The organism is uncultured Bacteroides sp. (assembly GCF_947632445.1).
Taxonomy (GTDB): domain Bacteria; phylum Bacteroidota; class Bacteroidia; order Bacteroidales; family Bacteroidaceae; genus Bacteroides.
The window spans coordinates 1-12,283 of sequence record NZ_CANRPM010000034.1; the positions used below are offsets into that span (position 1 = coordinate 1).

The 12,283-nt window shown below is 50.3% G+C and carries 11 protein-coding genes; 9 read left to right on the top strand and 2 right to left on the bottom strand.

Translation table 11 applies throughout. The features are described from left to right. The first annotated feature begins 200 nt into the window (after positions 1-200). From Q0Z70_RS08125 to Q0Z70_RS08150, 6 genes are all read left to right on the top strand, one after another. Positions 201-413 (top strand): DUF4248 domain-containing protein, encoded by a 213-nt coding sequence (locus Q0Z70_RS08125; protein WP_298073594.1) that lies wholly within the window; start codon positions 201-203, stop codon positions 411-413. A gap of 330 nt (positions 414-743) precedes the next feature. Then, positions 744-4,076, top strand: a complete 3,333-nt coding sequence (locus tag Q0Z70_RS08130) for a SusC/RagA family TonB-linked outer membrane protein (protein ID WP_298073595.1) — start codon at positions 744-746, stop codon at positions 4,074-4,076. A 14-nt stretch (positions 4,077-4,090) separates the two neighbouring features. Beyond that, on the top strand, positions 4,091-5,674 hold the full coding sequence (locus tag Q0Z70_RS08135) for a RagB/SusD family nutrient uptake outer membrane protein (RefSeq protein ID WP_298073596.1): 1,584 nt from the start codon (positions 4,091-4,093) through the stop codon (positions 5,672-5,674). Positions 5,675-5,712: 38 nt separating this feature from the next. Further along, the gene (locus Q0Z70_RS08140) at positions 5,713-6,609 is read left to right on the top strand and encodes a putative zinc-binding metallopeptidase (RefSeq protein WP_298073597.1); all 897 of its coding nucleotides are present in this window, start codon (positions 5,713-5,715) and stop codon (positions 6,607-6,609) included. 14 nt (positions 6,610-6,623) lie between these two features. Beyond that, positions 6,624-7,925 carry a DUF4302 domain-containing protein gene (locus Q0Z70_RS08145; RefSeq protein WP_298073598.1) on the top strand — a complete coding sequence of 434 codons (1,302 nt, stop codon included), beginning with the start codon at positions 6,624-6,626 and terminating at the stop codon, positions 7,923-7,925. Positions 7,926-7,927: 2 nt separating this feature from the next. After that, on the top strand, positions 7,928-8,965 hold the full coding sequence (locus Q0Z70_RS08150; protein WP_298073599.1) for a BACON domain-containing carbohydrate-binding protein: 1,038 nt from the start codon (positions 7,928-7,930) through the stop codon (positions 8,963-8,965). A 203-nt stretch (positions 8,966-9,168) separates the two neighbouring features. Here Q0Z70_RS08150 and Q0Z70_RS08155 read toward each other — a convergent pair whose 3' ends face one another. Together Q0Z70_RS08155 and Q0Z70_RS08160 are read right to left on the bottom strand one after the other, a co-directional pair. Next, entirely contained in the window at positions 9,169-9,903 is a 735-nt protein-coding gene (locus tag Q0Z70_RS08155; RefSeq protein ID WP_298073600.1) for a PmeII family type II restriction endonuclease, read from the bottom strand. After that, positions 9,824-10,747, bottom strand: a complete 924-nt coding sequence (locus tag Q0Z70_RS08160; RefSeq protein WP_298073601.1) for a site-specific DNA-methyltransferase — start codon at positions 10,745-10,747, stop codon at positions 9,824-9,826. The genes Q0Z70_RS08155 and Q0Z70_RS08160 overlap by 80 nt, the downstream gene beginning before the upstream one ends. 244 nt (positions 10,748-10,991) lie before the next feature. On the opposite strand from Q0Z70_RS08160, the gene Q0Z70_RS08165 reads away from it, so the two are divergent. The 3 genes from Q0Z70_RS08165 (at position 10,992) to Q0Z70_RS08175 (ending at position 12,273) form a co-directional block, all read left to right on the top strand. After that, entirely contained in the window at positions 10,992-11,471 is a 480-nt protein-coding gene (locus Q0Z70_RS08165) for an HU family DNA-binding protein (RefSeq protein WP_298073602.1), read from the top strand. A gap of 164 nt (positions 11,472-11,635) precedes the next feature. Then, positions 11,636-11,767: a smalltalk protein gene (locus tag Q0Z70_RS08170; protein ID WP_298073603.1), complete on the top strand. Its 132-nt coding sequence runs from the start codon at positions 11,636-11,638 to the stop codon at positions 11,765-11,767. Next, positions 11,764-12,273 (top strand): N-acetylmuramoyl-L-alanine amidase, encoded by a 510-nt coding sequence (locus Q0Z70_RS08175; RefSeq protein WP_298073604.1) that lies wholly within the window; start codon positions 11,764-11,766, stop codon positions 12,271-12,273. The genes Q0Z70_RS08170 and Q0Z70_RS08175 overlap by 4 nt, the downstream gene beginning before the upstream one ends. Positions 12,274-12,283 lie beyond the last annotated feature (10 nt).

Genomic DNA, 12,283 nt, shown 5'->3' on the forward strand with positions numbered 1-12,283 from the left:
CTTTGGTAAACATTTCCGTGAAAAAACAAAAAATACCTTGCCTTTAAAGGCAGCCTATTTTTTGTTTTATTCCATAAAAGTTTGCACAGTCCTGTCACTGTCGCAGTAACTTGCTGAGAATGAGCCGATATTGTTGACAGGACTAAAAATGTTTTTTTTTTGCGATGATAATTATTGTTTTCAATCTTTGTTTCCTAATTATGAAAACCGTTACTTACACCCGTCGTTCCTTAGCCTGCCTTTATTTTCCCGATGCCGATCCCGAACAGGCCGTCCGTCGTCTCACTTCCTGGATTCACCGCTGCCGTCCGCTCTATGCCGAGCTGACGCGGGGCGGCACTCCCTTCGACAAGCGCCGCAACCTCACCGTCCGCGAGGCCCGGCTCATCATGGAGTACTTGGGCGAACCCTGACGCAGTGCTTCCTCACCCCCTGACGCAGTGCTTCCTCGGCCGGTCATGCCGTGCTTCGTGACGACCTCAGACAGTGCTGCGTGGCTGCGTCAGGAAGTGCGGTGTCGGGACGGAAGAAAGGCGGACGGACGACTGCCTCCGCCGGCGGCCGCTGCCGCAAGAATAATTCCGATTTGCTCTGCCCAAATGGGCATTTGATGCGAATTTGATAGTTTTTTTTAGCATAAAATGATTTTTTTCTAATTTTTTATTTGTTATTCAGATAGTCTTACTACATTTGCATCACTTTATAAGAGACAGGTAATTAAATTAATCTAAAAAATGATGTTTATGAAAAGAAGGTTAATCTTTATGTTAATCTGTTTATGCTTCCTGACAGGTCTTGCCGTAGCCCAAAACCGGCAAGTGACAGGAACCGTAACTGCCGAAGAGGATGGCATGCCGGTCATCGGAGCATCCGTGCAGGTAAAAGGAACAAAGATGGGTGTCATCACCGATGTGGATGGCAACTTCACCTTGCGCAACGTGCCCGCGTCGGCCAAGACCCTTGTGATTTCTTTTGTCGGCATGCAGGCACAGGAAGTGGGCATCACGGGCAAGCCCCTGAAAATCGTGTTGAAAAGCGACAGTGAATTGCTCGACGAAGTCGTTGTGACCGGTATGCAGAAGATGGACAAGCGATTGTTTACCGGTGCAGCCACGAGGCTGAACAGCGATGATGTAAAATTGGACGGTATGGCCGACATCAGCCGTTCGCTCGAAGGTCGTGCCGCCGGTGTTTCCGTGCAGAACGTATCCGGTACGTTCGGTACCGCACCGAAGATCCGCGTGCGTGGCGCCACGTCTATCTACGGCAGTTCCAAGCCGTTGTGGGTAGTGGACGGTGTCATTATGGACGATGTAGTCGATGTCAGTGCCGACGAACTTTCTTCCGGTGACCCGAATACGCTGATTTCTTCGGCCATCGCCGGACTGAACTCGGATGATATTGAGAGTTTCCAGATTCTGAAAGACGGTTCCGCCACTTCCATCTACGGAGCGCGTGCTATGGCGGGTGTGATCGTAGTCACCACCAAGAAAGGTAAGAGCGGACAGAGCCGCATCAGCTATACCGGCGAATACACGATGAGACTGAAGCCCAATTACCGCCAGTTCAACATCATGAATTCGCAAGACCAGATGTCCGTTTATCAGGAATTGCAGCAGAAAGGTTACTTGAACTATGCCACCGTATCCAATGCCGCCGACAGCGGTATCTATGGAAAGATGTATGAACTGATCAGCACCTACGACCCCGTGACCGGACAATTCGGACTGGCCAATACCGACGAGGCGAAGGCGGCTTATCTGCGTGCGGCCGAATACCGCAATACGGACTGGTTCGACATGCTTTTCTCCAACGCAGTACAGCACAACCATTCGGTCAGCCTCTCGTCGGGTACGGACAAGGCACAGTTCTATGCCTCACTCAGTGCTATGGCAGACCCCGGATGGACGAAGGCGAGCAAGGTGGAGCGCTATACAGCCAACCTGAACTCCAGCTTCAACCTTTCGAAGAAACTCACCGCTTCGCTGATCAGCAACGCCAGCTACCGTAAGCAGAAAGCGCCCGGCACCCTGAGCAGCGATATTGATGCCGTAAGCGGCGAGGTGAAGCGTGATTTTGATATTAACCCTTATTCCTATGCCATGAATACCTCCAGGGCATTGGAAGCCAATACGTTCTATACCCGCAACTATGCCCCGTTCAACATCTTCCATGAACTGGACAACAACTACATGGACTATGACATTTTCGATTTGCGCATACAGGGCGAATTGAAATACAAGCCCATCCGGCAGTTGGAATTGGGCATCTTGGGAGCAGTGAAATATTCTTCCACGTCGCAGGAGCACTATATCTTGGATGATTCCAACCAGGCGCTTGCCTACCGTGAGATGGGTACGTCGACGATCCGCGACAGAAATCCGCTACTCTACACCGACCCCGACGATATTTACGCACTGCCCATCAGTATTCTGCCGAATGGCGGTATCTACGAGCGTACCAACAACAGCATGATCGGCAAGGACTTCCGAGCTACGTTGAGCTACAACGATGTGTTCAACGAAGACCATATCGCCAACTTCTACGCCGGTATGGAAACCAATCTGATAGACCGTCATTCCAACTGGTTCCGCGGTTGGGGCATGCAATACAGCATGGGCGAAATTCCCAGTTATGCCTACCAGGCATTCAAGAAAGGACTTGAGGACAATACCGACTATTATACGCTGACCAACACACACGAACGCAGCGTGGCTTTCTTCGCCAACGCCACCTATTCGTATCAGGGGAAATATACGCTGAACGGAACGTTGAGATACGAAGGAACCAACAAGCTCGGAAAAAGCCGTTCGGCACGCTGGCTGCCCACCTGGAACGTGTCCGGCGCCTGGAATATCCACGAGGAGGAATGGTTCAAGCCGGTGATGCCTGCCTTCAGCCATGCCTCGTTGAAGCTCTCCTATTCGCTGACGGCCGATCGCGGACCTTCCTACGTGACAAACTCCAATGTGGTGATTTCGAGTGACAATCCCTGGCGCCCGTTTGCCGGTGTGAAAGAAAGCCGGCTCTACATTTCGCAGCTGGCCAACAACGACCTTACTTACGAGAAGAAGCACGAATTCAACGTGGGATTGAGCTTAGGCTTCCTTAACAACCGCATCAATTTGGAGGGAGACTGGTATAAGCGTAACAATTATGACCTGATAGGTATCGCCACCACACAAGGACTGGGCGGCGAGGTGCAGAAGTACGGAAACATTGCATCCATGAAGTCGAGCGGTGTGGAACTGACGCTGTCTACCACCAATATCAAGACCAAGGACTTCACCTGGAATACCAACTTCATTTATTCTCATGTGCACAACAAAGTGACCGATTTGGAAAGCAACCGACGGGTCATCGACTTGGTGTCGGGCACCGGTTTTGCAATGGAAGGTTATCCGGTGCGAAGCATCTTCTCCATACCGTTCCGCGGGCTGAATGAACAGGGCTTGCCCACGTTCCTCGACCAGGACGGCAACGTCACCACGACAGGTATCTATTTCCAGACGAGCGACCCGGAAAAGCTTTCGTTCCTCGAATATTCGGGCAGTGCCGACCCGACCGATGTGGGTAGTTTCGGAAACTTCTTCAAGTGGAAAGGCATTTCGATGAATGTATTCATTACCTATTCTTTCGGAAATGTAGTCCGTCTGGATCCGGTGTTCAGGAGTTCTTATACGGATCTTACCTCTACGCCGAAAGAGTTCAAAAACCGTTGGACGGTTCCCGGTGACGAAAAGTACACGACCATACCGGTCATCGCCAGCCAGCGCCAGAACAAAAACGATTCGAATCTGAGCTATGCCTACAATGCCTATAACTACTCTACCGAACGAATCGCGAAGGGTGATTTCATCCGTATGAAGGAAATATCCGTTGCATACGACTTCCCGAAGAGCGTCACCCAGGCATTGCGAATCAGCAATCTGTCACTGAAGCTCCAGGCAGCCAACCTCTTCTTGATCTATGCCGACAAGAAGCTGAACGGCCAAGACCCGGAATTCTTCAATACCGGTGGTGTGGCAACTCCCCTGCCGCGTCAATTTACGCTTACACTGAAATTAGGAATCTGATAAAATTAGGAACGATGAAAAAATACAATGGATATATCGCAATCTTGGCTTGTACCGCCGCTATGGGCGTGTTGGGAGCCTGCGACGATTACCTCAGCACGCTGCCGGACAATCGCGCACAGATTGATACGGAAGATAAAATCACGAGCCTGCTCGTGGCTGCCTATCCTGAAAACGGATACTACATGTTTACGGAATTCATGTCGGACAATGTGGACGACACGGGAGAATCCAATCCCTACACTGACCGTTTCCTTGATCAGGTGTATGCCTGGCAGGACGTCACCGAGGACGACAATGAATCACCCGAAAGTTTCTGGCAATCCTCTTACCAGGCCATAGCCGCAGCCAACCATGCCTTGCAGGCCATCGAGGAGATGGGCGGCCCCACGACCGATAAGCTAAGGCAGGCCAAGGCTGAGGCATTGCTATGCCGCGCCTACAACCACTTCATGTTGGTGAACGTGTTTGCACGCCATTACAACAGTGCCACAGCCGATAAGGATCCCGGTGTCACCTATATGACCGAACCGGAAACGACCGTAATGGTGCACTACGAGCGCAACTCGGTGGCCGAAGTGTACCGGTTGGTGGAACAAGACTTGGAAGAGGCCTTGCCCGATGTGGGAGATTCCTACATGACCGTTCCCAAATATCATTTCAATCCGACGGCCGCATACGCTTTTGCATGCCGGTTCTATCTGTATTATGAGAAATGGGAGAAAGCGATAGAATATGCGGACAAAGTATTGGGCAGTGCGCCGGGAAACATGCTGCGCGACTACTCCTATATGGGAACCATGACACAGAGTTATGAGGCCGTATCACAGCATTATATCGACGCTTCGCTGAACTGCAACCTGCTGCTGACCACCGGTTATTCCGATATGGGACTTGCATTTGGACCCTACTACGTGTGGAAGCGTTATACCCACGTTCCCTATCTGTCCTCACACGAAGATGCCGAGGCACCCAATATCTGGGGCAATTCGGCAAGCTATTATTCGACCGCGAAACACTACAGTGCCACCAATCTCTCGTGCGCGATTTTCTGGAGGCTTCCTTACCTCTTCGAGTACACGGACGCTGTGGCAGGTATAGGCTATAGTCACTGTGTATTTCCCACGCTCACGACGGATGAATGCCTGTTGAACAGGGCCGAGGCGAAAGTGATGCTGAAGCGTTACAATGAAGCAGCCGAGGATTTGGATTTGTGGATGCACAACATTATGAGAACGAATGTGACGGTGACGCCCGATTTGGTGACCACGTTCTATAACGGCATCGACTATTCCGAGCCGTTGGAGTCCACACAGAAAAAGCACCTGCATCCGGCGTTCGACATTGATGCCGAAGGAAGCGTGCAGGAGTGCATGTTGCAGTGTGTGCTGGGATTCAGACGCATCGAGACCTTGCATCTTGGCATGCGCTGGTTCGACGTCAAGCGCTACGGCATTGAGATTTGTCGCCGCATGCTGAATGCTGCGGGAAACCCGGAGAAGCAGACCGATATACTGACGGTGGACGATCCGCGCCGCGCCATGCAGATCCCGCAAAAGGTGCGTGATGCAGGGTATGAACCCAATCCGAGAAACTGATCATCCGAATAAGTAAACTTTCAAAATAGATGGGAATTATGAAAAAACAATATGCTTTATATATCCTGTTGTTGGCGGTTGCAGGGTCTTTCCTCGCTTGTTCGGAGGATGACCTGAACCCGACAAGTGTCATTACCACGGGCGAGAAAGTGAAAAATGATTTCGACCGCTGGTTAGAGGCAAACTATGTGAATCCGTACAACATTACGTTCAAGTACCGCTATGAGGAAATAGAATCCGATCTCAACTATTATACCGTGCCGGCAGACTATGCGCAGGCTGTGGAACTGGCGCACATCGTGAAGTATGTCTGCGTGGAGGCCTACGACGAAGTGGCCGGATTCGACTTCACACGCGCCTATTTCCCCAAGGAGTTTTTCCTGATTGGCGAGTGGGAATACCGTAATAACGGAACCTTTATTTTGGGTACGGCTGAAGGCGGCAAGAAGGTGCTGCTGTCCGGTGTCAACTATCTGGACCAGTACAAAAACAGCATCGCTTCGTTGAACCACTACTATCTGAAAACCATTCACCACGAGTTCACGCACATTATGAACCAGACCAAGGAAATGCCGACGGCCTACCAGTTCATTACCGGCAGCGACTATGTGGCGGATCTATGGAGCGAATCGCCCTACAATGCCGGTTACCTGAGCCGCGGGTTTATCAGTGCCTATGCCCAGATGGAATACACGGAGGACTTTGCGGAGATGCTTTCCATGTACGTTTGTTATCCGGCTTCCCAGTGGCAGGCCTGGATGAACGAAGCGGGGTCGGCAGGCGCTTCCTTGATAGATGCCAAACTGACGTTGGTGAAGCAATATATGGCAGACAGCTGGAATATAGACGTGGACAAGCTGCGTGACAGCATACAGCGGCGCTCGGCCGACTTAGAAGCCGGGAAAATAGATTTGAACGATTTAACCCTTAAATAATGGAGGCTGGAAACATGAAGATAAATAAATTGTATAGGTCGTTAGGGGGAATACTGCTTCTCTGCTCGATGGTATTCTTCCAGTCGTGCCTGAAGGATGATAACGAGGTGTTCGACAAGAACCCTTCGGAACGTCTGCAACAATATCTCTCGGAGGTGAAGAACATACTGACGGGCGCCGAAAAGGGCTGGCTGCTGGAGATGTACCCGGAGTCGGACCAAAGTTATGGCGGATATGCGTTTATTGTCCGTTTTGACGAGGAAAAAGTGTATGCCAGTTCAGAGTTGGCCGCTGACTATGAGACAGAATTGGAAAGCCTCTACAAGTTGACGGACGATGACGGTCCCGTATTGAGCTTTGACACTTACAATGAGTTTCTGCATTTCCTTTCCACTCCCAGTCCCGATGCCTATGAGGCTTTCGGAGGGGAATTTGAGTTTGTTGTCCTGGAGGCGACGCCCGACTTGGTGACATTGCGTGGAAAGAAGACCAACAACATCATGTATATGCGTAAAATGACGGGAGATGCGGTATCTTACCTTACGAAGATAGAGACACTTATCGAAAGCATGGTTCTGAGCGGATTTAGCGGAACGGTGGGTGGCACGCAGGTTTCGGGAACCATTGACGTGGATTACCGTCAGCTCTCTTTTGTGCCGGCCGGCGGCGACCCGGTGATGGCGTCTTATGTGTTGACCGACGATGGATTGCGTCTGTACAGCCCCGTAGAAGTGGCGGGAGTGACCTTTGAGGAATTCATGGTAGACCCGGAGACAAACTCCTTGACTGACAAGGGAGGATCGGGCACCGTGTTCAATGCGGTCTTCCCCGAAGGATGGCGAGGCTATGCGGAATATGCCGGAAACTATGTACTGTCCTTCAATGGCGGTACAGAAGTGAACGTGACGCTGATTCCTGCCGGTGACGGTGCTTCCTACATCATGAGCGGACTGAACTCGCAATTCACAGTGACATTGGAGTATCTGCGTTCTTCAGGCAGCTTGTCATGGCTGTCGCAAAAGATCGGCGATGCCAATGGGAATGAGATCTGGCTGTGCGCCTGGGATGCCGGTCCTGGCCAGTTGACGTGGAATACGGCAGTCGGCATGCGCACCGACTGGAATGGGGATGAACAGCATCCCGTGTACACATGGATAGACTATGGAACATGGACGGGGTATTCGGTGAATTCGTATATCATGTGGCAATTATCCGGGGGCAGCAGTGCAGGCCAGTTCGCTAATTCTTCGTGGTATATCACCGGTACAAGATCCAACCGTTTGCCCTATGTGGAAACTATGACTAAAACAGACTGATTATGAAAAGATATTTATTTTATTTATTGGCTGCCTCCCTGCTGGCCGGTTTCACGGCCTGTTCCGAGGACGAGGATTGGGGAGTAGACGGCGAGAGCCTGATACATGTGACAGAATCGAACGTACTGTTCCAGGCGGGAGCAGGAAGCGGTACGGTCGTATTCGATGCTGCCGGACAGGTTACGGTGGAAACAGACCGTGAATGGTGTACGGCTACCGTGAATGGAAACACCGTGAATGTGTCCGTAACCGAAAACGGCAACTTGGAAGGGCGTTCTTCGCAATTGGTATTGCGCTGCGGTTCGGATGCCGCGTATGTGACGGTGCAGCAGCTCGGACTGATGTTCCAGTTGAGTGCGGGCAGCGAGATCGTGACCTCTTCGGACGAAGCGCACTCGTTGACCTACGAGATGTCGTCCAATGTGCCTTTGACTTTCGAGCCGGATGGCGACTGGTTCAGCGCGGTTTCCGACGGGGAGCATCTGACCGTGAACTTTAAGGAGAACACGAGCGGTCATGCCCGTGTAGGAACCCTCCGATATTCGTCGGAAACGTTCTCGGACTCGTTGAAAGTGACCCAGTATGACTTCGATAAGGATATTGCGGGTCCTTGTATCCTGACATTCTATTCTTCAGCGGACGGAGGCAATTTGCAGGGTCTGAATGCGGTCCTTTCCAAAACACAACTGAGTATTCCGGCTTATAACTGGACCATACCGGTTACTTTTGATTCGGAAAAGGCCCGATTTACAATGTACAATGGGGCAGCGATGGGAACATACCAAGGATATAACATATACAACACCGTGTTGGGAGGCGGTTACTATACCTGGTCGACAACGGTTTACGTACTGTTCCCCCTTGGCTATGACGCGGAGTCGGGTATTACGTTCTTTGATATGCAGGATGCCGGAATGTGGACTTACCCGATCGAATGTATGATGTTCTATGCCTTCAACGGAACTGCGACAAATTCCTCGGCAGTCGGTTCTGTACTACGACTTTATTCACCAAGTATCTGGCGTATGGATCCGCAATGACGGGAATGAAAACAGGCGGGAACCGGCCGTTGCTGAAATGTCCGGGACTGTCTTCGTGTATCACAAAATAATTCTCTCTTAAACCGTATATGCGGGATACACGTGGTTTTAACTTTGCAAAAGAGGCTGTTTCAAGATGATTGATTCAGCCTCTTTTCTTTTGTTGTTCACTGCTTTGATAGAATAAATCGGAACTGTACACTTTAATCTTGCGAAGAGTTCACTGACATGATCCTGTTCCAATTTATACTACCGTCATGATTGCAATACTTCTCGATAAATTCGCCGGTCAACTTGTTTATCATTTTTGTGTACTCCATTTTAAAGTCTTCATTCTTCTTCCTTGCATCTGTCGCGATCGGCTCTAAAATATCGGAATAGAGTGTAGGCTCTCCAGAAATGAATTCCCAGAATTTCTGCCCGCAGTATTTAAAGTAATCGCCCTTGTCGGGGCTTTTGTCTTTCCCGTAACAGCATCCGTTGACTGCCGTTATTTGAATATTCGACCTGCTTGTTCTTAATACTCTTTTCGCTGATTTAAAATCTTCTCTCATTTTACTTATTTGGGAACTGTTTCCCCAATTCGGGCCGGATTTTATAGATACAATGTATCTGATGCCGTCCTTGTCGAACTCCATATCTACCCCTTTGGTTGTAGATTTCCTGCCATTGTAGACTTTTGAGCATACAAATAGGGCAAGCCCCTCTAACCAATCGCCGAAAATAGTTTCTTCCGCAGATGAAATAAAAGCATCTGACAGACTTTTTACAATCTCTTCGGCGGTCAGTAGATATTTCGCCTTAAATAGATATGGGTTCTTCTTTTGTAATACCGTATCAAGACGCAGGGTTTTCAGTTTATTGATTCTCGCCTGATGAAAAGAGGCTATATTCTCTTCCACGTATCGGGTGATCTGCCTTATTAATTCTTCGTTCATATACTTTGTTGTTTAAAACAGACTTGACATGCTGGAAATATTCGGGTACGATTTCAATGCCTATGCTATCTCGTTTTAACTTTAAAGCGGTTAGGTTTGTTGTCCCGCTACCCATGAACGGATCTAATATTTTGTCTCCTTCTTTCGTGAATAGCTTGATAAACCATTCGGGCAAATATTCCGGGAACGCTGCGCTGTGGCTTTTGTTGCCGCACTCTGTTGCGAAGTGTAATACATTAGTCGGGTATGCCATTTCTCGCCCAACCCAATTCGATATATTTTTCCCGAAGCCGCTTAATACTTTTGAATCGCATCTGTATTTGTCGGAATTGCTTAAGTTCTTTAACCGGCTCTTTGCCCATTCTCCGGTCGGTACCATAACGGCTTCTTGATACATGTTGAAGTGCTTCTCCTTATTGAATTGAAGCAATCTTTCCCATGCGTCCCTAAAGCGATTGGGCCATTTGCCCGGATAGCAATTTTTCTTATGCCAGATAAACTCTTCCGTCCATAACCAGCCTTGCCTCCTCATCTCAAGTATTAATTCTATCACATAAGTGCTTCGTTCTCCGTCTGCCACTTTCTCTTTTATATTTAAGATGAACGTACCGCTTGGCTTTAGCACCCTCATTAATTCGTTGGAAATAGGCAAAAACCATTGGACATATTTAGTTACAGGAATCCCTCCGTATGTGTTTTTTCGTTGGTCTGCATAGGGTGGGGACGTAACAATCAAGTCAATCGAATTGTCCGGGATTTGCTTTAGCTTTTCTTTGCAGTCGCCGTACAATAAATTTACGGATGTCCCCCCAATATTAACAATAAAATCACTAATATTTTCCATATCTCAATAGATTATGATGCAAATATACGCACAAGTTTTGAATTGGAAGCCTTACATTGAATAGTTCCGGTTTCATTTCTCAGTTCTTTTATAAATATTGCCGCATTACCACCCCTTATCGCCTCGCATCGCCTATGGCCTCGGACGCATGCACTAACTTTGTAGCAGGAAAAGGGGAGAGGCGCCCTCTCCGTTTACCGCTGAGAATTTATTTGAGTATTAACCTGCTAAAAATGAAAAAACTATGCCAACTGCTTACAAAGTAATGAAGCGCGTCATCCAGCTGGGTGACCGCAAGGGTGAGACCGTCTACAACGTAGCCCCCGTGTGCTATGGCACACTGACTACCGACGACGTGGCCCGCCAGATTGCCACCGAATCTACCGCCAGTCCCGGCGACGTGAAGAACGTGCTCGACCGCTATGCCTATTACGTGGCCGAGAACCTGAAGAAAGGTTATGCCATCGAGCTGCTGGGCTTCGGCAAACTTTACCTGCGTTTTGTCAACGGCAAGAGCGTCAGTGCCGAGAAAGATGCGACCGCCGCCTTGGTGAAAGCGCTTGTCCCCGGCTTCCGTCCTTCGTTTACGATGGTGAACAACAGCCGCATCTACGACCTTATCCCCGAAAAAATCGGCCTCGTGAAGTATAATGGTGCGGTCGTATCGGCCGACGAGGAAGACGCTTCGGGCGATAGAGACGACGATGGAGGCAGTCCGCTGTAATAGCCTTACGCCCTAAAAGAATGTGTCATGACTCACTCCAGATGAACCGGGCCGACCCGGATTCTGAATCTGTCGGATTGCCGGCTCTGGAGCGTCTGCGAAAGGGTTGTGACACATCCTCAACCTAACTGATCATTCATTTTTCAATTTAAATCCTTACCAACATGAACACAACTTCCAATCCTTCGAAAATCACTTGGGCCTCCATTGTGAAGGCTATCATCCAGGCGGCCATTGCTGCTCTGACGGCGCTCGGTATCACCAGTTGTACTCCCTTTATCCCTTTCCTGGCATGACCGATGACCGTTATCCCCTGACTGTTTGCGGCGAGGAGGTGCCGGGCGAATACGCCCTCCTCGCCCGCATAGAGGACGGCGAGCTGATGGGCGGACCGGACAGCGTCCGCTACCTCGTCCTCCACTGTTCTGCCACCCGCTGCACGCAGAACTACACGACCGAACAACTCCTGCGCGACCACCGGGCGCGCGGCTTCCGCACAGCGGGCTATCACTTCTACATTCGCCGCGACGGTATGCTGACCCAGCATCGCGGCCTGCTCGAAGTGGGGGCCCACTGTCGTCCTTATAACCGTTGCTCCATCGGCATCTGCTACGAGGGCGGGCTCGATGCTCAGGGCCGTCCGGCCGACACCCGCACGCCTGCACAGACCGCACGCCTGACCGACCTCTTTGCCTGCCTGCGCCGCCTCTTTCCCCAGGCGGTGGTTTGCGGCCATCGCGACCTGCCCGGCACTTCGCCCAAGGCCTGCCCCTGTTTGGATGCGGGGGCGGTGTTCGGCTGACCGGCCGGTT

Bases quoted from the DNA above. Each gene is read 5' to 3' on its own strand.
- Q0Z70_RS08125 (WP_298073594.1), top strand. From the start codon at position 201: ATGAAAACCGTTACTTACACCCGTCGTTCCTTAGCCTGCCTTTATTTT.
- Q0Z70_RS08130 (WP_298073595.1), top strand. From the start codon at position 744: ATGAAAAGAAGGTTAATCTTTATGTTAATCTGTTTATGCTTCCTGACA.
- Q0Z70_RS08135 (WP_298073596.1), top strand. From the start codon at position 4,091: ATGAAAAAATACAATGGATATATCGCAATCTTGGCTTGTACCGCCGCT.
- Q0Z70_RS08140 (WP_298073597.1), top strand. From the start codon at position 5,713: ATGAAAAAACAATATGCTTTATATATCCTGTTGTTGGCGGTTGCAGGG.
- Q0Z70_RS08145 (WP_298073598.1), top strand. From the start codon at position 6,624: ATGAAGATAAATAAATTGTATAGGTCGTTAGGGGGAATACTGCTTCTC.
- Q0Z70_RS08150 (WP_298073599.1), top strand. From the start codon at position 7,928: ATGAAAAGATATTTATTTTATTTATTGGCTGCCTCCCTGCTGGCCGGT.
- Q0Z70_RS08155 (WP_298073600.1), bottom strand. From the start codon at position 9,903: ATGAACGAAGAATTAATAAGGCAGATCACCCGATACGTGGAAGAGAAT.
- Q0Z70_RS08160 (WP_298073601.1), bottom strand. From the start codon at position 10,747: ATGGAAAATATTAGTGATTTTATTGTTAATATTGGGGGGACATCCGTA.
- Q0Z70_RS08165 (WP_298073602.1), top strand. From the start codon at position 10,992: ATGCCAACTGCTTACAAAGTAATGAAGCGCGTCATCCAGCTGGGTGAC.
- Q0Z70_RS08170 (WP_298073603.1), top strand. From the start codon at position 11,636: ATGAACACAACTTCCAATCCTTCGAAAATCACTTGGGCCTCCATTGTG.
- Q0Z70_RS08175 (WP_298073604.1), top strand. From the start codon at position 11,764: ATGACCGATGACCGTTATCCCCTGACTGTTTGCGGCGAGGAGGTGCCG.